At 61.8% G+C, this 20,724-nt stretch carries 23 protein-coding genes; 18 read left to right on the plus strand and 5 right to left on the minus strand.

Going from position 1 to position 20,724, the window contains the following annotated elements:
* Nucleotides 1-15 precede the first annotated feature (15 nt).
* The 6 genes from AC3EMP_RS11380 to AC3EMP_RS11405 are packed head-to-tail and all read left to right on the plus strand — an operon-like array spanning nt 16 to nt 6,317.
* Nucleotides 16-1,338, plus strand: a complete 1,323-nt coding sequence (locus tag AC3EMP_RS11380) for an ABC transporter substrate-binding protein (RefSeq protein WP_352712825.1) — start codon at nt 16-18, stop codon at nt 1,336-1,338.
* Between the two features lie 11 nt (nt 1,339-1,349).
* The gene (locus AC3EMP_RS11385) at nt 1,350-2,309 is read left to right on the plus strand and encodes a carbohydrate ABC transporter permease (protein ID WP_352538458.1); all 960 of its coding nucleotides are present in this window, start codon (nt 1,350-1,352) and stop codon (nt 2,307-2,309) included.
* Nucleotides 2,306-3,166 carry a carbohydrate ABC transporter permease gene (locus AC3EMP_RS11390; RefSeq protein WP_023686871.1) on the plus strand — a complete coding sequence of 287 codons (861 nt, stop codon included), beginning with the start codon at nt 2,306-2,308 and terminating at the stop codon, nt 3,164-3,166. Before AC3EMP_RS11385 ends, AC3EMP_RS11390 begins: the two co-directional genes overlap by 4 nt.
* Before the next feature lie 21 nt (nt 3,167-3,187).
* A complete protein-coding gene (locus AC3EMP_RS11395; protein WP_023686872.1) occupies nt 3,188-4,042 on the plus strand; it encodes a sugar phosphate isomerase/epimerase family protein in 855 nt (284 codons plus the stop codon).
* The gene (locus AC3EMP_RS11400) at nt 4,039-4,902 is read left to right on the plus strand and encodes a PfkB family carbohydrate kinase (RefSeq protein WP_023695150.1); all 864 of its coding nucleotides are present in this window, start codon (nt 4,039-4,041) and stop codon (nt 4,900-4,902) included. Before AC3EMP_RS11395 ends, AC3EMP_RS11400 begins: the two co-directional genes overlap by 4 nt.
* Nucleotides 4,899-6,317, plus strand: coding sequence for an NAD(P)/FAD-dependent oxidoreductase (locus tag AC3EMP_RS11405; protein ID WP_352712822.1), 1,419 nt, complete (start codon nt 4,899-4,901; stop codon nt 6,315-6,317). The genes AC3EMP_RS11400 and AC3EMP_RS11405 overlap by 4 nt, the downstream gene beginning before the upstream one ends.
* A 186-nt stretch (nt 6,318-6,503) precedes the next feature.
* Here AC3EMP_RS11405 and AC3EMP_RS11410 read toward each other — a convergent pair whose 3' ends face one another.
* Complete coding sequence (locus tag AC3EMP_RS11410) at nt 6,504-7,598, minus strand: LacI family DNA-binding transcriptional regulator (RefSeq protein WP_023692312.1); 1,095 nt, start codon at nt 7,596-7,598, stop codon at nt 6,504-6,506.
* A gap of 213 nt (nt 7,599-7,811) precedes the next feature.
* Between AC3EMP_RS11410 and AC3EMP_RS11415 the strand changes: the two genes are divergently transcribed.
* From AC3EMP_RS11415 to AC3EMP_RS11460, 10 genes are all read left to right on the plus strand, one after another.
* Nucleotides 7,812-8,654, plus strand: coding sequence for an ABC transporter substrate-binding protein (locus tag AC3EMP_RS11415; RefSeq protein ID WP_023692311.1), 843 nt, complete (start codon nt 7,812-7,814; stop codon nt 8,652-8,654).
* Nucleotides 8,655-8,748: 94 nt separating this feature from the next.
* Complete coding sequence (locus AC3EMP_RS11420; RefSeq protein WP_023667755.1) at nt 8,749-10,290, plus strand: amino acid ABC transporter permease/ATP-binding protein; 1,542 nt, start codon at nt 8,749-8,751, stop codon at nt 10,288-10,290.
* A gap of 60 nt (nt 10,291-10,350) precedes the next feature.
* Nucleotides 10,351-11,478 carry an NAD(P)/FAD-dependent oxidoreductase gene (locus AC3EMP_RS11425; RefSeq protein WP_352712820.1) on the plus strand — a complete coding sequence of 376 codons (1,128 nt, stop codon included), beginning with the start codon at nt 10,351-10,353 and terminating at the stop codon, nt 11,476-11,478.
* A 187-nt stretch (nt 11,479-11,665) separates the two neighbouring features.
* Nucleotides 11,666-11,881, plus strand: a complete 216-nt coding sequence (locus tag AC3EMP_RS11430; protein ID WP_023667757.1) for a hypothetical protein — start codon at nt 11,666-11,668, stop codon at nt 11,879-11,881.
* Nucleotides 11,882-11,894: 13 nt separating this feature from the next.
* Nucleotides 11,895-12,140 (plus strand): hypothetical protein, encoded by a 246-nt coding sequence (locus AC3EMP_RS11435; RefSeq protein WP_023667758.1) that lies wholly within the window; start codon nt 11,895-11,897, stop codon nt 12,138-12,140.
* Nucleotides 12,141-12,314: 174 nt separating this feature from the next.
* Entirely contained in the window at nt 12,315-12,503 is a 189-nt protein-coding gene (locus AC3EMP_RS11440; RefSeq protein ID WP_023707234.1) for a hypothetical protein, read from the plus strand.
* A 116-nt stretch (nt 12,504-12,619) separates the two neighbouring features.
* On the plus strand, nt 12,620-12,781 hold the full coding sequence (locus tag AC3EMP_RS11445; RefSeq protein WP_023695157.1) for a hypothetical protein: 162 nt from the start codon (nt 12,620-12,622) through the stop codon (nt 12,779-12,781).
* A 9-nt stretch (nt 12,782-12,790) separates the two neighbouring features.
* Nucleotides 12,791-14,557: a thiamine pyrophosphate-dependent enzyme gene (locus AC3EMP_RS11450; RefSeq protein WP_023695158.1), complete on the plus strand. Its 1,767-nt coding sequence runs from the start codon at nt 12,791-12,793 to the stop codon at nt 14,555-14,557.
* A 23-nt stretch (nt 14,558-14,580) separates the two neighbouring features.
* Nucleotides 14,581-14,745, plus strand: coding sequence for a hypothetical protein (locus AC3EMP_RS11455; RefSeq protein WP_023695159.1), 165 nt, complete (start codon nt 14,581-14,583; stop codon nt 14,743-14,745).
* A gap of 58 nt (nt 14,746-14,803) precedes the next feature.
* Nucleotides 14,804-15,616 carry an SDR family oxidoreductase gene (locus AC3EMP_RS11460; RefSeq protein WP_280790897.1) on the plus strand — a complete coding sequence of 271 codons (813 nt, stop codon included), beginning with the start codon at nt 14,804-14,806 and terminating at the stop codon, nt 15,614-15,616.
* Between the two features lie 306 nt (nt 15,617-15,922).
* Here AC3EMP_RS11460 and AC3EMP_RS11465 read toward each other — a convergent pair whose 3' ends face one another.
* The gene (locus AC3EMP_RS11465) at nt 15,923-16,435 is read right to left on the minus strand and encodes an OmpA family protein (protein WP_023667764.1); all 513 of its coding nucleotides are present in this window, start codon (nt 16,433-16,435) and stop codon (nt 15,923-15,925) included.
* 10 nt (nt 16,436-16,445) lie between these two features.
* Nucleotides 16,446-17,105 carry a L,D-transpeptidase gene (locus AC3EMP_RS11470; protein WP_023682764.1) on the minus strand — a complete coding sequence of 220 codons (660 nt, stop codon included), beginning with the start codon at nt 17,103-17,105 and terminating at the stop codon, nt 16,446-16,448.
* Nucleotides 17,106-18,115: 1,010 nt separating this feature from the next.
* Here AC3EMP_RS11470 and AC3EMP_RS11475 point away from each other — a divergent pair.
* Nucleotides 18,116-18,280: a hypothetical protein gene (locus tag AC3EMP_RS11475; RefSeq protein ID WP_023667766.1), complete on the plus strand. Its 165-nt coding sequence runs from the start codon at nt 18,116-18,118 to the stop codon at nt 18,278-18,280.
* Nucleotides 18,281-18,479: 199 nt separating this feature from the next.
* Here the strand turns inward: AC3EMP_RS11475 and AC3EMP_RS11480 are convergent, their stop codons facing one another.
* Nucleotides 18,480-19,091: an EF-hand domain-containing protein gene (locus AC3EMP_RS11480; protein WP_245263685.1), complete on the minus strand. Its 612-nt coding sequence runs from the start codon at nt 19,089-19,091 to the stop codon at nt 18,480-18,482.
* Nucleotides 19,092-19,491: 400 nt separating this feature from the next.
* On the opposite strand from AC3EMP_RS11480, the gene AC3EMP_RS11485 reads away from it, so the two are divergent.
* Nucleotides 19,492-19,959: a hypothetical protein gene (locus AC3EMP_RS11485; protein ID WP_023667769.1), complete on the plus strand. Its 468-nt coding sequence runs from the start codon at nt 19,492-19,494 to the stop codon at nt 19,957-19,959.
* Nucleotides 19,960-20,241: 282 nt separating this feature from the next.
* Here AC3EMP_RS11485 and AC3EMP_RS11490 read toward each other — a convergent pair whose 3' ends face one another.
* Nucleotides 20,242-20,499, minus strand: coding sequence for a hypothetical protein (locus tag AC3EMP_RS11490; RefSeq protein ID WP_245260390.1), 258 nt, complete (start codon nt 20,497-20,499; stop codon nt 20,242-20,244).
* Nucleotides 20,500-20,724: the final 225 nt, after the last annotated feature.

A 20,724-nucleotide genomic window follows, 5' to 3' on the forward strand; every position in this document is an offset into this window, starting at 1 on the left:
CTGAAGGAGCTATCCATGAAACGTTCGCTGCAAGTCGTGGCGGTCACGGTGGCCGCGGTATCATCATTGGGGTTGTCGATAAGCGGCAGTTCCGCCGCTTCGCCGGCTGTCACGGCCGACCCAAACGCCAAGGTGGAATACACCGGCACGCTTTCGGTCCTGACCAAGTTCGGGCTGCAACAGCTGTCGCCCTATTTCGTCAACCTGGCACAGGCCTATGAGAAGCTCCATCCGGATGTGAAGGTCGAACTTATCCAGGAGAGCGACGACAGCGTGAAGGGCAAGACCAAGACGCTGGTCGCTTCCAACTCGCTGCCCGATATCTATTTCTCCTGGACAGGCAGCTGGGGTGGCAATTTCGTGCGCGGCAATCGCGCCGTTGATCTCACGCCCGTCATTGGTCCCGATACCGAGTGGGGCAAGTCGCTGTCTCCGGCCGCCGTCAAGGCGTTCGAATACAACGGCAAGTTCTATGGCATTCCGCTTTACCAGGATGCCAAGTTCATGGGTTACAACAAGCAGATCTTCGCCAAGCTCGGCCTCAAGGCACCCGCCACTTTCGAGGAATTGCTGACCAGCTGCGACGCCATCCGCAAATCCGGCGTGACACCGATCTCCTTCGGCAACAAGGAGGCCTGGCCCGCAATCCACTTTGCAGGCCAGCTGCTCGCCTACAACGTGCCGCAGGCAGCGCTGGAACGCGACTTCGATCCGGCCACCGCCCAATACAGCGATCCAGGCTACGTCGCAGCACTCAAGCAGTTCAGCCAGCTTGTCGAGCGCTGCACCGATGGCGCCGGCGTCAACGGCACATCCTATGCTTCGGCTCTCCAGGCCTTCACCAACGCCCAGTCCGCTATGTACTACCAGGAAATCATCGAGTTCGATCAGGCCGCCACGCCGGAGTCGGCGTTAAAGCCCGCCGATTTCGGATTCTTCCGGCTGCCGGTGCCCGCCGGCGCAAAGGGTGACGCAAAGTCGATCGAGGGCGCGCCGGAGGGCTACATGATCAATGCGGCATCGAAGAACATCCCGCTGGCGATCGATTTCATGAAGTTCGTGACCTCGAAGGAAAATGCGCAGGTGCTGTCTGCGCCACCCTATGGCCAGCCGAGCGCCACCATCGGCGGCGCCTCGGAATCGAACATGAGCGCGGCTGTGGTCGACGGCCTCAAGGATATCAACGCCGCCTCATACCTCATGCCCTGGCTGGATACGGCCAACCCACCGCGCGTCGCCGCCGTCTGGCTGTCCAGCCTGCAGGCGCTGGCGGGCGGCTCGATGACGCCCGAGCAAGTGATGGACGAGGTGCGCAATGCCGCATCCGCGGCCAAATAAAGCAGGCGAGCATGGCAAGGGCCTCGGACACAGTGGACAGCGGCGCCGACATCGGCGTCGCCAAGCCGCAACGGCCAAAGAGCCGGCGGGCGCGCTTCGCCAACCTGTTGTCGTTGCGATGGGCGGCGATCGCGCTCATCCTCATCGGCTGGTTCGTCTATTATCCGATCGTCGACAATTTCATCGTCAGCACCACCGACCAGGACATCTACACCGGCGAGGTCACCAATGTCGGCCTCGCCAACTACGACCGGCTGCTGCATGACCCGGTCGTGCTGCTGGCGCTGTGGAACAACTGCCTCTACGCTCTCATCTCCGTCATCTTCCAGGTCTTCGGCGCGTTCCTGCTGGCGGCCATTATCGAGGACCTGAAAAGCGAAAGCTGGCGCCGGCTGTGGCGCGCCGTCTATTTCGTGCCGTCGGCAATCTCGATCACAGTGACCGGCCTGCTGTTTTATTTCATCTACCAGCCGCAGATCGGCTTGCTGGATGCCGCGCTCAGCCGTGTTGGACTGAGCCAGCTCGTCATGCCTTGGCTCGGCAATGAACACACCGCCATCTATGCCATCATCGCCATGAGCCAATGGCAGGGTTTTGGCTATTCGACGCTGCTGTTCGCCATCGCCATCCAGAAGATCCCGCGCGACCTCTACGATGCCGCAACGATCGACGGCGCAGGCCCGCTTCGCCGCCTGTGGAGCATCACCTTTCCGCTGACCCGGGAAATGACGGGGTTGATGATCATCGTCACCATCACGGGCGCGTTCCAGGTGTTCAACGAGGTCATGGTGATGACCGCGGGCGGGCCCAACAACAGCAGCCAGGTGCTGGGCACGTGGCTCTACCAGAAGGCCTTCATCGAGGACAATTTCGGCTATGGCGCGGCGATCGCCGCCGTCATCTTCATGTTGACCATGCTCACAGGTGCGGCACAGCTCTGGTACACCAAGCGCCGCCGGGTGCAGCTATGAGTGCGATGGTCGCAGCCGGTCGCAGCCGGCACGTCAATGTGTGGTCGGTCATCGCCAGGACGTTGCTCTATTCATTCCTGGTCTGCCTTGGTGTCGTCGTCATCTATCCGCTGATCTGGATGGCGCTGAGCGGCTTCAAGGACAATGCGCAGATCTTCGGCGATCCCTTCGCCCTGCCCACCCATTGGTCGTGGAACAATTACGTGCAAGCGTGGAACCAGGGCGTGCGTGGCTACGTGACAGTCTCGGTGCTGGTGACCGTCGCTTCGGCCATATGCACCGTGCTGATCAGCGCCTGGACGGCTTTCGGCCTGACCCGCACCAAGATGCCGGCAAAGCCGCTGGTTATCGCCATCGTTCTGGGCGGCTTGATGCTGAGCCCCACGGTGGCGATCATTCCACTGGTGAAGATGTTGCAGGCGCTCGGTCTCTACAACACCTACTGGGCGCTGATCATTCTCTACACGGCGTTCCGTGTGCCGTTCACCACCTTCCTCATCCGCGCCTACATGCTGGATCTGCCTGAAGACATCGACGAGGCGGCGACGATGGATGGCGCCAGCGAGGGTCAGATCTTCTGGCGCATCACCTTGCCGCTGTGCCGGCCGATCATCATTTCCTGCGTCATCCTGCACGTCCTGTTCGCCTGGAACGAATATCTCTTCGCCATGATCTTCACGAGCGGCTCGGATGTGCAGACGCTGCCGGTCGGACTGACGTCGATCATGGCAACCCACGGGACCAACTATGCCGTGGTGTTCGCGGCCATGACGATCTCGGCGCTGCCTATCGTGATCGTGTTCTTTGGCGCGCAACGCTACTTCATCCGTGGCTTGGCCGAAGGCATCGGCAAATAACAATTCCCGAAAGGAGCCTTCATGCCGCAGCTCGCTGCTCATCAGCTGATCGGAGCCAATTTCAGCTTCCAGCACTTCCCCTTCGATGAGGTCGCCAGGACGATCCGAGGCTTTGGCCTGCGCGAGATCGAGCTGTGGGGGATTGCCCAGCATCTGGACCTGTTCCACGCCACGGACGCACGTGTCGAATCCGTTCGCCGGGTACTCGCCGACAACGAGCTGTCGGCCTGGTGCTTTACGCCTGAGCAGGTGTTGTATCCAATCAACATTGCCTCCGGCGACGCCGCACTGCGCCAGGACAGCATCGAGCGGTTTTGGCGTGCAGCCGACATCTGCGCGGCGCTTGGCGCCCGCTATCTCTTCCTGACGCCCGGCCGGGGCTACGAGAGCGAACCCCGGCAACCGGCATGGGACCGCGCGGTCGGTTCGATCGGCGAGATCGCCCGGCGCGCCGCCGCAAACGGGGTGCGCTGCCTGCTCGAGCCGTTGCAGCGGTTCGAGAGCAACCTCGTCAATAATGCGGCAGGCCTGCGCCAAATGCTGGATGAGGTGGGCGCCGGCAATATCGATATCGTGCTCGACACTGTCGCCATGGCCACGGCCGGCGACACCGTGGCCGGCTATGTCGACCTGTTCGGCTCGCGGCTGGCGCATGTTCATCTGGTCGACGGCACGCCAGGCGGGCATCTGGTGTGGGGGGAGGGCACGCTGCCGCTCGACCACTATGTCAGCGAACTCGCGCGCCTCGGCTATGCCGGTAAGTTCACCTTCGAGCCGTTCGGCAACGGCTCCTACGCGCTCGATCCGGTAAAAGCCTGGACACGCTGCCTTGGCGCCATCGCGCCGTATATCGATCGCGCAACGGTGCCGGCATGAGGTCGAAAAAGCTTATCGCGGTCGGGGACAATTGCCTTGATGCCTATTTGACCAACAACTTGATGACGGTGGGCGGCAATGCCTTGAATGTCGCGGCGCAATGGCGGCGCAACGGCTGGTCCGCGCGCTATTTCGGCGCCGTCGGGAACGATCCCGAAGGCGACGTGGTGCTTGCCGAACTGCAAGGTGCCGGCCTATCTCCGGACGACGTCGAACGGCGTCCCGGCGATACGGCCGTCACCTTGCTGCGCGATGAATCCGGCGACCGGAAGTTCCTGCACGAATCCTTCGGTGTGGGCGAAAACTACATGCCGGCGCCCGCGCATTATGCGGTCATCGCCGCGGCCGACTGGGTGCATCTCGGCACCAACGCCAACAAGCACCTTGTTCAACGATTGGTGGCGGACCATGTGCCGTTCAGCATCGATCTATCGACCGCCCATATGGCGCTGCCGCTCGACGGTGTCCCGCTTTTGTTTGCGTCCGGACCGGACGATGTCGATGTTCCCATCGAGCCATCGCTGGGCGCGCTCAGGGCGGCCGGCGCAAGGCAGGTAGTTTTGACCTGTGGTCGACGCGGCTCCTACTTCGACGATGGCACGAATGTCGTGCATGCGCCGGCGACGCTTGTCGATGTCGTGGATACGTGTGGCGCCGGCGACAGTTTCATTGCCACTTTCCTCGCCGGCTTCCATTTCGGCGGCCTCGGCGCCCTGGAGGCATTGCACAGGGCGTCGATCGCGGCGGCGCAGACCTGCACCCATCTTGGCGGGTTTCCCCAGAGACCGCGTCCGATACCCGATTGGCTGCCAGCCAAATATGCCAGCTTCATTGTCGATGCGCAGGGAGCCCAAGCGTGAGTACAATTCGTTTGCGGCAGCCTGCGGTCGCGCTTGCATCTGACCGGTCGTTTTGGCTGCAGGACATTGCCGCCGCCCCTGCGACCGAGCCATTGCGAGGCGACGAGCGCGCCGACGTGGTGATCGTCGGTGGCGGCTATACCGGTCTGTGGACGGCGCTGCGGATCCTTGAACTTGCGCCGCAAACGCGGGTGGTGATCCTTGAAGCCGATCTGTGCGGATCGGGGGCCTCGGGGCGCAACGGCGGTCAGGTCCATTCATGGTTCGCCGAAATCGACCAGATCAGTGCGGTCGTCGGTCTCGAGGAAGCGCGCCTGCTGTGCGCCGACACGGTGGCATCGATCGCGGAGCTGAAGACGCTGCAGCAAAACGGCACCATAGACATGGACCTGAGGCTGGACGGATGGTTGTGGACAGCAAGCTCCATTGCGCAGGAAGGCGCCTGGGAGACCGCCGTGGCCTTGACGGCAGCTGTTGGAGAAAACCGTTTCAGCCCGCTGACAGCCGAGGACATTCAACGCCGCACCGGTTCATCGGCCTCCTATGTCGGCGTCGTCGAGACCACTGCCGGCACGGTCCATCCCGCCAAACTTGCCATCGGATTGCGCAAGCTGGCACTGGCACGCGGCGTCATCATCCATGAGCGCAGCCCGGTCCTCGCCATCGAACCCGGCATGACATGCACGGTGCGCACGGCGCATGGCGCGGTACGGGCTGACAAAATCGTGCTTGCCGCCAACGCCTGGCTTTCCGCGCTGCCGGAACTGCGGCGACATCTTTATGTGGTCGGCAGCGAGGTGATTGCCACTGCCGCCGTTCCCGAACTGCTCGACAGCATCGGTTGGCGCGACGGTGCCTCGATCTGCGATTCCCAGGCCCAGGTGCTCTACTACCAGCGCACCATCGGGGGCAGGGTGGTCTTCGGTCGTGGCAGCGGCAACGTCGCCTTCAGTGGAAATTTCGGCGCCAGCTTCAACCGCAGCCCGGAGCACGGTCGCGACAATATGCGAGAGCTGCATCGGGTCTACCCGTCGCTGCGCGGTGTGGCGATCGAATATGACTGGTCGGGGCCGATCGACTGCGTGCCTGAACACGTTCCTGTCTTCGACCACCTGCGCGATCATCCCAATATCTTCTACGGCATGGGATTCAACGGCACCGGCATCGCGCAGACGCCGATAGCCGGACGCATTCTGGCGAGCCTGGTGCTCGAGCGAAAGGATCGCTGGAGCGAAAGCGGTCTGGTCGGCATGGAGCGGCGCATGTCGCTGCCGCCCGAGCCTTTGCGTTATCTCGGCGCCAGACTTGTCCGCGCGGCGGTGGGCCGCAAGAACGAGGCCGAGATCCGCAACCGCAAGGCGGGCAGGATCACCAATCTTTTGGCGGCCCTGAAGCCAGGCAGGCGCAAGAATTAGCCGGGCATCTGGCTCATCGTCACGCTCTTCAAACCATGAGCCGGCACGTGCCGTCCCGATGACGGTGGACGTGGCATTGCGATCAGGGTGTTTGCTGGGCTTCATTGACCCGTATCAGTCTTAAAGCGGGGGTGCGTCGACCTTGGCTCCCTAGCGTATTCAATGTGGGCCGTATCGCCGCCACACCTATGCTTGGCGCACTTGGGGCTTTCCATTCAAGGGCGGGCCAACGGATCCGCGTGCAATGATGGCGGTCGGCAAAACGAGCCTTTCCGCCGGGCGGGAATCTCCCTTCAATCGCCGGATGAGCAATTCCGCGACGCTCTTGCCAAGCGCGTAGACGGGCTGGTCGATAACGGTGATGGGCGGCGTGGTGACGCTCGTCCAGTCCGCATCATGGAAAGTGATGAGCGAAATGTCGTCGGGAACCCGCAGGCCGCGCTCGCGGGTCACCTTGAAGATCTCCAGCGCAATGACGCTGTCGGAGGCGAGGATCGCCGTCGGCCGATCCGGCGCCGACAGCATCTCGCCGGCAACCCTGCGCGTTTCGGTGGGGCTTGTCGCGCCAAGGCGAACAAAGCGTTCTGGCCGATCAAGTCCGGCCTCTCGGCACACGGTGAGGAAACCGTCGATGCGCTCACGGACCGACGAGGTGTAGATCTGCCCGAGATCGCGGTACTCGTGCCCTTCGGCGTCGACCGCGGTCACATAGGCGATGTTGCGGTGGCCGGCATCGGCTAGAAAGCGGGTCGCCAGCATGGCGATGCCGCGATCGTCGGTCGTGACCGTATCGACATCCAGATCTGCCAGCGCCCTATCCAGCAGGGCAAGCGGTCGGCCCGAGCGGTGGATATCGCGCAGGTGCGCGATGTCGCGCGATTCCGACGGCGTGACGATCAGCCCGTCGACGCGCTTGCCGATGAGCAGTTTCACGGCCGCCTTTTCCGCCTCGATCTTCTCGCCGGAATTGGCCAGGATGACGTTGAACCCGGCTGCCTTTGCCGCGTCGCTGATGCCGCGTACCGCGAGGCTGAAGAACGGGTTCTCGATGTCGCCGACAACCACGCCGATGATGCCGGAGCGGCCGGTCGTCATGCTGCGGGCGAGCTCGTTCGCACGATAGTCCAAGGCCTTGGCCGCGGCCATGACTTCCGCGCGGATCATGTCGCTGACGACGCCGTATCCGCCGAGCACGCGCGCGGCTGTCGCTTTCGAAACGTTGGCCGCGCGGGCGACGTCGCTGACCGTTATCGACGGGGTCTTGGGGGCGGTCCTTTTCATCGGATGACGACTACAAGAGTTGTTGACGGGAGGTCAAGGTGGCGATAACGATTAACAAAGAGACCGGTCTCACGCAATATGAGACCGGTCTCTTTAAAAGGAGTGGAGCCGAGAGGCGTGACGGACCGTGATTTCGGCAAGGGCATGTCGGCGCGCCAGATGGCGGCTCGACGGAAATACCAAGAAGAACAGACCTTCAGAGTGGAGAAAGACATGAGCAGGAAAGAAATTCTCAAGTCGTTGATGTGCCCGGTCAGAACCGGCGCAATGGCTCTTATGGCGATGTGCGTCGGCGCCGGGCTGGTTTCAGGAGCGGCCGCCGCGGATGACAATCCCTATGGCCTCATTGATGCGAAGGTCATCAGCGTCGGAACCATGGGCGATGCCAAACCCTACGCTTTCACCCAGGCCGATGGGTCGTTCACCGGCTTCGACATCGAATTGTTCCGCAACGTCGCGAGCCGCCTTGGCTTCAAGCCCGACCAGGTGATCTTCACCGGCCAGGAATTCTCGGCGCTGATGCCTTCGGTTGCAAACGAGCGTTTCGATGTCGCGGTCGCGGCAATCGGCACGACGGAAGCACGCAAGAAGACCGTCGACTTTTCCGACGGGTATATCGCAGGCTATCTGTCCGTGCTTACTGCCGACAAGGCGATCACGTCGGCGGACGGGCTCAAGGGCAAACGTCTCGGCGTCGTGCAAGGCACGCTCCAGGAAATCTACGCGGCGAAGAATTTTGTCGGAACCGATCTCGTCAAATTCCCCGACAACAACTCCGCCGTTTCGGCGCTTAACAACGGAACCGTGGATGCCCACTTCCTCGATTACGAGGCTGCCAAGGACTATGGCGTTCGCTATCCGAACCTGAAGATCGCGGTCAATATTCCTTCCTTTGACGCGCCGGCCGGCTTCGTCCTGCGCAAGGGCAACGACAAGCTCCGCAATGCGCTGAACACCGCCCTTCATGCGGCCATGCAGGACGGCACCTGGAAAACGCTTTATGAAAAGTGGTTCCCCGGCTCGCCGATGCCCGACCAGTATCTTCCCAAGAAGTAGACCGTACCCGGCCGCTGGCTCTCATGCCGGCGGCCGGATTACGCCGCCGTCCTTGATGCGGACGATGTGAATAGCGCAACCGAAAGGGGGGCGAATGAACTGGCTCGAAAACCTGCGGCGCAGTTTCCTCGACTGGCAGGCCATGGCGGACGTGCTGCCCAGCATGATCACCATCGGATTGAAGAACACGTTGATCCTCGCCGCCGCGTCGACGGTGCTGGGTGTCATCCTCGGCATGATCCTGGCGGTCATGGGCATCTCGCAATCGCGCTGGCTGCGCATTCCGGCGCGGGTCTACACGGATATATTCCGTGGGCTGCCGGCGATCGTCACCATCCTGCTGATAGGCCAGGGCTTTGCCCGCATCGGCCGTGAAATCTTCGGCCCTTCGCCCTTCCCGCTCGGCATTCTTGCGCTGAGCCTGATCGCCGGCGCCTATATCGGCGAAATCTTCCGCTCGGGCATCCAGAGCGTCGAGCGCGGGCAGATGGAGGCCTGCAGGGCGCTCAGCATGAGCTACGGCCAAGGCATGCGCCTGATCGTGATCCCGCAAGGCATCCGCCGCGTCTTGCCGGCCCTCGTCAACCAGTTCATCGGCAACGTCAAGGATTCAAGCCTTGTCTACTTCCTCGGTCTGCTCGCCTCGGAGCGCGAGATCTTCCGTGTCGGTCAGGACCAGGCAGTGGTCACCGGAAACCTCTCGCCATTGCTTCTGGCCGGCGTGTTCTATCTCGTCATCACCGTGCCGTTGACCCATGTGGTCAACTACATCGACAACTCGCTGCGGGTCGGAAAGCAAAAGGCCGGCCTCGTCATCAGCGGCCTGGCCGAAGTGAGCGAACTGGAGGGCGCCACCGGCAGTGCACCTTCGGAGGCCGGCTCTGATGCCCGCTCAGCGCTGCCCCGCTTCAAGGGCGGCAGTCTCGCCATCACCGATCTCGACATGGCCTATGGCGACCTCGATGTTCTCAAAGGCGTCAGCCTGGCAGTCAAGCCTGGCACGGTCACATGCGTGATTGGCCCATCAGGTTCGGGCAAGTCGACCCTGCTGCGCTGCCTCAACCGCCTGGTCGAGCCCAAGGGCGGTGAGGTGTTGCTCGATGGTGCGAGCATCCTGGCGATGAAGCCTGAAAAACTGCGCCGGCGTGTCGGCATGGTTTTCCAGCAGTTCAATCTGTTTCCCGACCACACCGCGCTCGAAAACGTCATGCTGTCGCTGACCAAGGTAAAGGGGCTCCCTGTACAGGAAGCTGAGCGCATCGCCGAGGCGCGCCTTGCCGACGTCGGGCTTGCGACCCGCAAACACCATCGTCCAGGGAGCCTTTCCGGTGGCCAGCAGCAGCGTGTGGCAATCGCTCGTGCATTGGCGATGGACCCGGAGGTCATCTTGTTCGATGAGGTAACGAGCGCACTCGATCCAGAACTGGTGAAGGGTGTGCTCAACCTCATGGCGGATCTCGGCCGGCGCGGCATGACAATGGTCGTGGTGACGCATGAAATGGGCTTCGCCCGCAAGGTCGCCGATCAGGTCGTCTTCATGGATGAAGGTCGCATCATCGAGGCCGGCACGCCTGCCGCGATTTTCGACACGCCGAAAAGCCCGCGTCTGAAGCACTTCCTTGCCGAAGTGCTTTGATCACGCATGAGCCCTTCAAGACGGCCGCCCAACCCAACCTCCACCAGTGAAAGATATCTCATGGCTACATCACATCAGGTTTCCAAGGTCGTTGTCGTCGGCGGCGGCATTTTTGGCGTCTCCTCGGCCGTTCATCTTGCAAGGCTCGGCATCGAGACCGTGCTGGTCAATGATGGACCGCTCGCCAAGGGAGCTTCCGGCCGCTCGCTCGCCTGGATCAATTCGGCGCGCAGGCGCTCGGCTGAATATCATCGCCTGCGCATGATCGGTATCGACCGCTACCGCAGTTTGTCGGCGCGATGCCCGGATGCCGCCTGGCTGCGTTTCGACGGTGGCCTGACGTGGGATGCGGACGATGCCTCAAACGAGATCGCCGATGTCTTCGCTCACGAAAAACGTCTCGGCTATGATGCGCAGCATCTGTCCGCGGACGCCATAAGGTTGGTCGCGCCGGGTGTCTGCGCAAGCGCTGTCACGCCTCAAGGCGCGATCTTCAACCCGGGCGAGGGCTGGGTCGACCTGCCGTCGCTGATTGAAATATTGATCGCGGAATTCGTGGAGCGGGGCGGCCAGGTGGTCACCGAGGCCGGACGCGCTACCGTCACCGTCGCCAACGGCCGCGCCACCGGCGTCACCACCACCAGCGGGATCAGCTTCGCCGCCAACGCGGTGCTTCTGGCGACCGGTGCGGATGTGCCGCGAATGGTCGCAGTGGCCGGTCAGCGTATTGCCGATGGGACACCGATCGCGCTGCTGGTCAGGACCAAGCCAGTCGACTTGCCGCTACGCGCCGTGCTCAACACGCCGCGCGTCGCCATCCGGCCGACGCCTGATGGCGCCCTCGCGCTCGATTCTGCCTGGTCGGAAGAAGAGGTGGTAGTCAATCCGGACGGGACTTATCGCGTAAAAGCATCGACCATCCAGGGGCTTCTCGACGAAGCGTCGAATGTTCTCGACGGTCATCCGAAATTGGAACTGGAGAGCTACGGTGTCGGGCCCAAGCCGATCCCCGGAGACGGCGAGCCGGTCTTCGGCCAGTTGCGGGAGATCGAGGGGTATTACGTCGCCTTCAGCCACAGCGGCGCAACACTTGGCTTGATTGCCGGCGAACTGCTTGCAACCGAGATCGCCACCGGAACAGAGCACCCACTCCTTGCAAGCTTTCGACCGTCTCGATTTTCACTTTAGCCTGCCAATTCGCCTCGGAATGGGATGTAATGTGGCATGCCTGGAGTTTCGCTAGCCGAGACGGCGGCCGCCTGGCCGCTTACGCGCACCTGACAAGCGAATATGTTCCGGAACATTTTCTCCACGTTGAAGTTGGACAGCGCCAGGACCGTCGTTCGTCCAAGCTCAACCAGCGCTGAGAAATTCCATGACCAACCAACACCCCAAGACTAAACAGCCCACGGACAAGGATCTGCGAGACAACCCGGGAATCGGCACCTCGAAGGGCGCGGTCAAGGGCGGCGATATGCTCGACGAGAACGATGCTCTCGATGGGGACAATACGTTCGAAGGCGATGTCGAGAACGATGTCACGCCTCAGGGCGGCATCAATCCTGACCAGACCGGACGCACGAACAAGTAGGAGGCGCCTTGCCATGGCCGGCCGGAAGACCCACGAGCAGCAGCTGCGCATCATCGAAAAGCGCGAGAACACCAGCAATGCCGGCGACGATTTCAATGCCGAGGATGAGCTGAAGAGAACCAAGCAGGAGCGCGAGGCGCGGCAAGACGGCGCCAATCTACGCGACGAGGGCGTGGAATTGACCGACAAGGACGATCGCCAGATGATCCGCGGCGAAAACCAGGAGAGCGAGCACCACAAGCGCAGGCAGGACGACTAAGCCTGCCGTCTTTTTAAGGCTATCGAGGAGCCATCCCAGACTACCGGCACGCCAGGCACCGCATGGTCGAGGCGCACATCGCCCGCCGCGGTGTGCGCGACGAACGAGTCCTTTCGCCACTGAGGCGGAATCCCGGGCGAGAAATCGTCGACGAGGGGTGCGAGGAGTTCGCCTATGGGGACGGTCCGGGCGGCGTTGCGCTCTGGCTATAGGGACCTGCGAAGACGCGACCTGAACATCGGCCAGCTCTGCCGCGAGAGCTTTTGGCGATCAGACAGCCTCGGCCACTACATGCAATCCTCGGCCTCGCAGCAGTTCGATGCCTTCGTCTGTTCGATCGCACCTCGCCTGTTCAGCCGCTAACTGCCGAACACGCCTCATCGAGGGTAATACCTGACACGTTTCCCTTGGGCACCTGAGTAGGCGGCATTGCCTTCGGGCACGGAACATCTCACCGACTTTCTGGTTAGGCAGGCCGGATGAAGGGAGCTTTGCGCATGGCCACTAATTTGGAAGACGGCAAGACCGCTCAATCTTCCGACCAGTTGCATGGCGGCAATCGCGGCGGCAACAAAGACCAGCGTAAGACTGACAAGACCGCGAACAAGAGCAGCCAGGCGGCGGGATCCGCATCGCGGTAGGACTGAGACATGCCGACCGCCGCGGACATCCTCATCGAGACGCTGATCGACTGGAACGTCGATATCATCTTTGGCCTGCCGGGCGACGGCATCAATGGCATCATGGAGGCGCTGCGCGGGCGGCAGGACCGCATCCGCTTCATTCAGGTGCGGCACGAGGAATCCGCGGCGTTCATGGCGTGCGCCTACTCAAAATGGACAGGCAAGCTCGGTGTCTGCCTCGCAACTTCCGGCCCTGGCGGCACACACCTCCTGACGGGACTCTACGATGCCAAGCTCGACCAAGCGCCGGTGCTCGCCATTACCGGCATGCAGTTCCACGACCTTATCGAGACCTTCACCCAGCAGGATGTCGACTTGACGCGCGTCTTCAGCGATGTCGCCGTCTTCAACGCGCAGGTCTCCGACGCGGCGCATATGGAAAGCCTGGCCGGTCTCGCCTGCAGGTCGGCGCTGGCACGTCGCGGCGTTGCGCATCTGTCGATCGCCAGCGATGTGCAGGAGCACACGCTCGACCAAGCCAAGCGCTCGAAGCGCAACAAACCGTCGCATACGCCGGATCGTTGGTTCGAAGGAAGCAGGCTTCCCGACGAAGAACAACTTGCGAAAGCCGCCGAGATCCTGAACGGGGCGACAAAGGTCGCGATCCTCGCCGGTCGGGGCGCGCTTGGTGCCAGGCACGAGTTGGAAGAGACGGCGGAGCTGCTTGGTGCCCCCGTCGCAAAGGCCTTGCTCGGTAAGGCTGCCTTGCCCGACGATCACCCGCTGACGACCGGCGGCATCGGGATTCTCGGCACGCTGCCGTCGCAGGAAATCATGGAGGAATGTGACGCGCTGCTCGTCGTCGGCTCGACCTTTCCCTACATCGAATACTACCCGAAGCCGGGACAGGCGCGCGGGGTGCAGATCGAGCGCGACCCGCAGCGCATCGGCCTGCGCTATCCCATTGAGGCCGGCCTTGCCGGCGATGCCGCCGTGACGCTGCGACTGCTGAACAAGCGCCTGAAGCGCAAGGATGATCGCAGCTTCCTCGAGAAGGCGCAGGCGGGCATGCGACGCTGGCGCGAGATGATGGCGCAGTCGGAGCAAAAGGCCGCCACTTCGCTCAAGCCCCAGGTGGTCACACGCGCATTTGGGAAACGATTGCCCGATGATGCGATCCTGGTTGCCGATTCCGGCCAGAACACCGAGATGGCGGCCCGCCATATCGAGCTGCGTGACGGGCAGGCCTTCGGCGTCTCGGGCGCGCTGGCCTCGATGGCATGCGGACTGCCCTATGCGATCGCCGCGGGCCTGGCCTTTCCCGGCCGGCCGGTCTTCGCGGTCGTCGGCGACGGCGGTCTCGCGATGCAACTCGGCGAGTTCTCGACGGCAGTTCGGTACCGGGTCCCACTCAAGGTGCTCGTGCTCAAGAACGGCATGCTCAATCAGATCGCCTGGGAGCAGATGATGTTCCTCGGCAACCCGCAATTCGCCTGCGAACTCCAGCCCATCGACTTCGCCATGGCCGCCGAAGCCATGGGCGGCATTGGTTACAGCGTCTCTCGCGCCGAGGAGGTGGAAGGTGTTCTCGACGCTGCCCTGGCTGCTGAGGGTCCGGTGGTCATCGAGGCCGTGGTCGACCCGTACGAACCGATGATGCCACCGAAGATGCCACCGGATTATGCGAAAAATTTCCGCAAGGCGCTACCGGACACTCCCGGACGCGCGGAAATCGAGGCGAATGTGGCGCAAGAGCCGCTGAGGTCGATGATTACCGCCGGCGAGAAAGACTGACGACACGCAAGAAGGAGCACGAGTTGAACAAGACCGACAGCGGCACCGCAAATCGCAGTTCGCCGGACCTCATGGGCGGCGACCAAGCGTGCAAGGCCGAGGAATGGGGCGGTGGCTCGAAAGCCGCCAAGGGACCGATCACGGAACCGGATCGACACAACCGCAACTCCAGCCAAAAAAGGAGCTGACATGCAGGATGCCCAGCAGAAATATCCTCGGCCGCCGCTTCCCGAACAGCAGCAGGACATGCCCGGCTACACCGACGAGATGGATCCACGGCCCGACCACGGAGAGGAGAGCTATCGCGGCAGCGGTAAGCTGATGGACCGCGTCGCGCTGATCACCGGCGCGGACTCGGGCATCGGCCGGGCGGTGGCTATCGCGTTTGCACGCGAAGGCGCCGACGTCATGATCTCCTATCTTGAAGAGGACGAAGATGCGCAGGAGACGGCGCGCTTGGTCGAGGAAGCGGGGCGCAAGGCGGTGCTCGCACGCGGCGACATCTCGGACGAAATCTTCGCGCGGTCGCTTGTGCAGCGAGCTATCGATGAATGCGGGCGCCTGGACATCCTCGTCAACAATGCAGCCCACCAGGCGTCGTTCGAGAAGCTGGAGGACATCAGCGCGGAGGAATGGGATCTCACCTTTCGCACCAATGTCTATGCGATGTTCTATCTGTCCCAGGAAGCAGTGAAGCACATGGAACCCGGCTCGACCATCATCAACACATCCTCAATCAACGCGACCAGTCCCTCGCCGGCACTGCTTGCCTACGCCACTACCAAAGGAGCGATCGCCAACTTCACCGCCGGACTTGCAGGACTGGTAGCTGAACGCGGCATTCGGGTAAACGCGGTCGCTCCCGGGCCGATTTGGACGCCGCTGATCCCGTCGACAATGCCCTCTGAGAAGGTCAAGGAGTTCGGGAAGAACACACCGCTCAAGCGTCCCGGGCAACCGGCAGAGCTTGCAGCGACCTATGTGCTGCTTGCCTCGGAAGGATCGAGCTACACCACCGGCGCACTCTACGAGGTCACCGGTGGACGGCCGATGCTTTGAGCGAGCGTACCTGCCAGCTCCACGGCGCCCACTCCCGGTAGCACACCGACATGTGGCGAGGCTCATGCGCGATCAGGATCGCGGACAACCGCCACGTCCGCAAACTGGTCGAGGCGGATGCCGAAGCCTCCCACCAGACCCTGAACCGGAGGTTGGTAGACGGGAAGCTGACTTCACTCCGGGTTCAACCGGAGCGTCAGCTTTCGGGGAGGGGCAAACGCTGGGTGAATGTCCCCGATAGGCGCATTGCAGCCATGCCGCCGTCGCGTTGTGAGACTGATTTGGCGACCAGCAAAACAGCAGCCTCTACGACTCGTCCCTCTCATCGCGCAAATTAGACACAACGCGGCGGTTCTGCGACCTGCAGGCGGAGTCGGGGCAGTCGCGGACCAGCCTGTCCTTGCCGTAGCCCTTGGCCCACATGCGGTTCCGGTCTATGCCGCCGGCGGCGAGGTAGTCCATCACCGCATCGGCGCGCTGCTGTGACAGCGCCGTTTCGCTTGCGCCGGGATCGTCGGCGAAACCCTGCAGCTTGAGCAGCCAGCGCGGATGCTTTGTCAACCAGGCGATCTGGGTGTCGAGGGTGGCCTTGGCGACAGAATCGAGCGCGGCCGAACCTTTCGTGAAGTAGGTGCGGCGGCCGACATTGAGGATAAAATCCTCCTCGCTGCCCGGCTGCACGTTCTGGAAGCCGGCAATCTCGGCGTTGGTGACGTCGGGCGTCGACGGGGCCAGCGTGTTGCTGGTCGAGCAGGATGTGGCCACAACCAGCAGGCCGGCGGCGAGCAGCCGGCGCGTGTTTTCAATCATGCGGTTCATGATGCGCCAATCATTCGACAGTGGTGGAAGCGGGCGCCTGGTCGGCGATGTGCGGCAGGACCTCCACCGCGGTGCCGATCGGGCACCGCTGGTAGAGGTCGATGATGTCTTCGGGGAACATGCGGATGCAGCCGCTGGAAGCGTCGGTGCCGATGCTCCATGGCTCCAGCGTGCCATGCAGGCGGTAGCCGATGTCGGCGCCGTCGCGGTACAGATAGAGCGCGCGCGGCCCGAGCGGATTGTTGGACGCGCCGCCTGCGATCATGGGCGGCAGGTCCGGTTTGCGCTCACGCATTTCGGGGGGCGGGACCCATTGCGGCCACAGCGCGCGGCGATCGATCGTCGCGCGGCCGTACCATTTGAAGCCTTCCTTGCCGACGCCGACGCCGTAGCGGATGGCAGTCTTGTTTTCCATGATGAGGTAGAGGAAGTGGTGGCGGGTATCGACCACGACGGTGCCGACCGGCTCGCTGCTGAAATACTTGACGATCTGGCGATGCCATCTCTTGTCGATCTTGGCGAAGTTGGTCTTGCGATAGACGAAATCGTTATCGCTGGCGGTACCGGCGAAAAAGGATTTTGCCCCCGCGGCTTGAACAATATTGCTGGTTCCACCGACCGCGACCAGCGCCAGACCGCCGAGCACGACACCCCTGCGTGATAAAACCATCGGCAATCCCCCATGCCTTAAGCCTGGCGAACCATAGTTGAGAATGATTCCGGCTCAAAGTGGAAAATGCTGCAGTGGGTGGGCCGCAAGCGGTCTGTCCGCTTGACGGCAAAATAGCGGCTGCCCGCCGGCTCACGCCGGCGGGCTTTTTTGTGCGGACGGGAACATCCTCGCTCCAAGGGTGTTTTGTCACACCCGGCTCGTTCTTCATCGGTCGTGCCGGTGACCAAGATGTCCCCTCATTCATCATGGTCGGCCCGCGCAGCCTTGACCGCACGCGCGGGCCATCCCATCACAAGGCCCGCTGGCTCACGCTGGCGGGTTTTTCCGCGTCCATGCGCCGACACTCATCTTCGCATGCCTGTCACAACGAGCCAGGCGGATTCCAGTATCCGCACGCGGCGAGGAGGACTTGCGACATGCCTCGCTGCGGGATTTTCGCGATGAGTCTACCTGGCTCCCGCTGAACGCCATGGCCTGACCACCGGGCGCGTTGGACGACCTTCAAGTCGAAAAAGCCCGCGGCAATCGCACCTTAGGCGAAGAGGCTTTGCTTTGTTGATGCAGTTGTCATCGCATCAATCGTGGGTAGCAACGCGGTTGTTGCGTGTTGTTGGAGAGATGGGGTTTCCCGAAAAGAATGAACATGCGCAGACAAAAGAAGCGAGCAGGATGGCCGTGAGTACATCTGCCAAATATCTATTACCTCATATGCGCTCGCTCCTCGGAAGGCGATCCCGCCACCCTCTCGACAGTGAAGATGGCGGGATCTTAACCGGCGACAAGGGACTTCGATCGACGGTGGGTTTCCAATTCGGCGTCCGGCTGCGTGTTCCGCCGTTCGGGCTTCTTCCAACCGCAATCAGACGCAAGTCCTATCCCATAAGACTGATGGCCAAATTCGGAACATCCGCTGAAGCATTGCGTTCGGCAGCGTGAAACCCCAAGGCAAAGGATGACTAATCATGTCGAATTGCGAGACTGCAAAATCACATTCGTTAGGAAATCGCGTGGCTGATCTCACAGCCAAGATGCGTGAAGCGCAGATTGACGCGGGTGAAATGATGGCCTTCCACAAGGTTGCAACTATGTTGGAGGACAGCCAAGGACGTATCAATGGCGACGACTTGATCGCCGCATCCTTCGTTCTGCTGGAAGACCGAGCGCCCGAGTGACCTTGCGTTGGTCGGCTTCGATCGTTCCTCGATCAGCAATGCGAAGCCTTTTTTGTCACGGCTGGCGTCTCGCGGGACTGCGGGAATAGCTCAAGCCTAAAGGGTGCTGGCCGGGCGCCTAACAGCCAAGAGACACCGCTTCGGGATCGGCCGCCACGCGCCCGCTTTGTCCGAGGGAGGGCATTCCCTTTGAAGACAGCTACGGCGTGTCCTCGCTATCAGTGCCATGCATGCTGGAGCCATGCATGAAGGACTGGATCTCGTTCACATCGATCTTGCCATCACCATTCTCGTCAACGCTACTGAACATCCTGCCCACCGCGCGTTGAACCTCGTCCTCGGACACCGATCCGTCGCCATCGGTGTCCAACAGCCCGAACATCAGTCGCATGCCGGCACCGCGCATCATCTGATGATGCCAGCGTCCAGCCATTCTGTGTCCACGATCGCGGTCACCGTGGTTCTGCCAACGGTCGCCATCTTCATCGTGGCGGTCAGCATCCTCGTTGCGATCGCCTTGATAGTTGCGACTATCTTCCTCGCGGAAACCCTCTTCGGAACCGCGATCCTGCTGCAGTCGGTCACGGACAGCTTGCTCAACCATCTGGCGGATCATTTCGCGTGTTGGTCCATCCGCTTGTCCGGTCGCATCCGGCAACTGTCCGGCGGTCGGCGGTTCGGTTGCCGGAGCGGGTGCAGGTTTCGAGGGTGATGGTGTTCCGCTTGTCTGGGCGAGTGCGGGGGAGGTCAGGGCAATGAAAACGGCGGCCGCGGCCGTCGTGCTGTGTGGAAATCTCATGGCATGCTCCATCAGTGCTTTCGCTTGAAGGCCAAACTGGAGCTCGATGTGATTGTTCCCCGAAGGGATCAGGTCACGGCGAAGTTACTGAGGCATGCCCCCGTCTGAGGTAGATCAGGGTCTTCGCCAGGGAATAATTCGGCTCCTCTTCCCTAGGCACAAGAGGAACCGGCGCCCATTTTTGCGGGCAATGAACGTTGGACATTCGGCCTCGCCAATTTTCTGCCAGTCGATCATACCGACGCACCAATTCCCTCTGCGTCCTCTCCTTTCGTGGGACGGAAGCCGTTTCGACCGCACGCCGTCAATCGCGAATCCCGCGTCCATATGCTGCGCGGCCATGATGCATATTTTTTATGTCACGGACCTCTGTCCGTCTGGACACCATGTTAGCCAGCGCTAAATCAGAGCAATGCGACGCCTCCTGCTGGGACTTACAGTTTTTCTCTTTTGGACCACGTTGCTTCAGGCCGAGGCGTGGCAGCCCTTCGGCGTCCGACAGCTTGGCTTTAGTTTCGATATTCCTCCGAATTTCGTCCTGACCCAGAATTCGGAGCAGGGCGCGGCTTTTCAGGGCCCAAGAGACGCGTTTCTGGTCGTTTGGGGCGCGCGACTGGGCAAAGCAAGTTTTCGCGCCGAGATCGAACATCGCATGATCGAGGACGAAAAGGCCGGTTGGCGACTGACCTATCGGCGCCTAGCCCCGAAATGGGCCAGCTACTCCGGGGTCAAGAATGGCGAGATTCGCTACGTCCGTGCAATTATGGTCTGCAACCAGCGTGCCGCGCTTTTCACAATGAATTATCGGAAATCCGAAAAGAAACCGTATGACCCTGTTGTTGTGCGCATGGTCCGGTCCCTGAGAGCGGAAGGATGTTAGCCAGCAAAGAGCGAGGTTGCCGTACTGTGCTTCCCTCGGCTAAGGGCCAGTGGTCAACCCGGCTCCCCAATAGCCTCGCCCAGTCACATGAAAGCAGGCACCGGCAGATATGCAGCCGAACGTTCTCACGCTGGCTCAGCCGCTCAAAGCCCATCACCGAAAAGCTGCTTAGTGCGGTCGCCAGCTAGAGCTACCACTGAGCCATTCCCGCTGCGGCTGGGTAGCGCCTCAGTTCCGTACGCGTTCATACCAAGAACGGGCGGGGCGAACGTCCTGATAGAGCTACGGCTGTAGAAGCGCGCCGCCAAACTGCGCCCACAAGCGCTCGCACTCTCTCGCCCTTAGGCTCGGGGTACCGGGCGCGCCATAGAAGACCATGGCGCCGCGAATGTCGTATCCAAGCACCGAGGCGTTGGCCACGAACTGGATGGCTCTTCCCAAGCTGGTGATGCCGATGTCGACCTCAGCTTTGTTGGTGAGGTCGACCACGCCTACTATTTCCGCATTGGCGCTCCTGCCCGCCAAAACGGCCGTCGACATCGCATCATGCACGGCAAGAAGCATTTCGGTGAGTTGCCCGGTGGAAGGGCTCTACAAACGCTTAAACGTCAGGTTTGTTCCCAACTGGCCCTGGCGGCTTTCCGACGACCAAGAATGCGACTGCGATTACGCGTATCAATAGAATCACTGCGAACAGGATTGCCATGATTTCCGCACTGTGTCGGATCACTCCGCGGCGAAGAAAACCCCGCAACATATCTCAGA

This window comes from Mesorhizobium sp. P160219, from assembly GCF_057786095.1.

What these genes read in the sequence shown, in the direction of transcription:
- AC3EMP_RS11380 (WP_352712825.1), top strand. Translation starts at nt 16, where the DNA reads ATGAAACGTTCGCTGCAAGTCGTGGCGGTCACGGTGGCCGCGGTATCA.
- AC3EMP_RS11385 (WP_352538458.1), top strand. Translation starts at nt 1,350, where the DNA reads ATGGCAAGGGCCTCGGACACAGTGGACAGCGGCGCCGACATCGGCGTC.
- AC3EMP_RS11390 (WP_023686871.1), top strand. Translation starts at nt 2,306, where the DNA reads ATGAGTGCGATGGTCGCAGCCGGTCGCAGCCGGCACGTCAATGTGTGG.
- AC3EMP_RS11395 (WP_023686872.1), top strand. Translation starts at nt 3,188, where the DNA reads ATGCCGCAGCTCGCTGCTCATCAGCTGATCGGAGCCAATTTCAGCTTC.
- AC3EMP_RS11400 (WP_023695150.1), top strand. Translation starts at nt 4,039, where the DNA reads ATGAGGTCGAAAAAGCTTATCGCGGTCGGGGACAATTGCCTTGATGCC.
- AC3EMP_RS11410 (WP_023692312.1), bottom strand. Translation starts at nt 7,598, where the DNA reads ATGAAAAGGACCGCCCCCAAGACCCCGTCGATAACGGTCAGCGACGTC.
- AC3EMP_RS11415 (WP_023692311.1), top strand. Translation starts at nt 7,812, where the DNA reads ATGAGCAGGAAAGAAATTCTCAAGTCGTTGATGTGCCCGGTCAGAACC.
- AC3EMP_RS11420 (WP_023667755.1), top strand. Translation starts at nt 8,749, where the DNA reads ATGAACTGGCTCGAAAACCTGCGGCGCAGTTTCCTCGACTGGCAGGCC.
- AC3EMP_RS11425 (WP_352712820.1), top strand. Translation starts at nt 10,351, where the DNA reads ATGGCTACATCACATCAGGTTTCCAAGGTCGTTGTCGTCGGCGGCGGC.
- AC3EMP_RS11430 (WP_023667757.1), top strand. Translation starts at nt 11,666, where the DNA reads ATGACCAACCAACACCCCAAGACTAAACAGCCCACGGACAAGGATCTG.
- AC3EMP_RS11435 (WP_023667758.1), top strand. Translation starts at nt 11,895, where the DNA reads ATGGCCGGCCGGAAGACCCACGAGCAGCAGCTGCGCATCATCGAAAAG.
- AC3EMP_RS11440 (WP_023707234.1), top strand. Translation starts at nt 12,315, where the DNA reads ATGGGGACGGTCCGGGCGGCGTTGCGCTCTGGCTATAGGGACCTGCGA.
- AC3EMP_RS11445 (WP_023695157.1), top strand. Translation starts at nt 12,620, where the DNA reads ATGAAGGGAGCTTTGCGCATGGCCACTAATTTGGAAGACGGCAAGACC.
- AC3EMP_RS11450 (WP_023695158.1), top strand. Translation starts at nt 12,791, where the DNA reads ATGCCGACCGCCGCGGACATCCTCATCGAGACGCTGATCGACTGGAAC.
- AC3EMP_RS11460 (WP_280790897.1), top strand. Translation starts at nt 14,804, where the DNA reads ATGCCCGGCTACACCGACGAGATGGATCCACGGCCCGACCACGGAGAG.
- AC3EMP_RS11465 (WP_023667764.1), bottom strand. Translation starts at nt 16,435, where the DNA reads ATGAACCGCATGATTGAAAACACGCGCCGGCTGCTCGCCGCCGGCCTG.
- AC3EMP_RS11470 (WP_023682764.1), bottom strand. Translation starts at nt 17,105, where the DNA reads ATGGTTTTATCACGCAGGGGTGTCGTGCTCGGCGGTCTGGCGCTGGTC.
- AC3EMP_RS11480 (WP_245263685.1), bottom strand. Translation starts at nt 19,091, where the DNA reads ATGGAGCATGCCATGAGATTTCCACACAGCACGACGGCCGCGGCCGCC.
- AC3EMP_RS11485 (WP_023667769.1), top strand. Translation starts at nt 19,492, where the DNA reads ATGCGACGCCTCCTGCTGGGACTTACAGTTTTTCTCTTTTGGACCACG.
- AC3EMP_RS11490 (WP_245260390.1), bottom strand. Translation starts at nt 20,499, where the DNA reads ATGTCGACGGCCGTTTTGGCGGGCAGGAGCGCCAATGCGGAAATAGTA.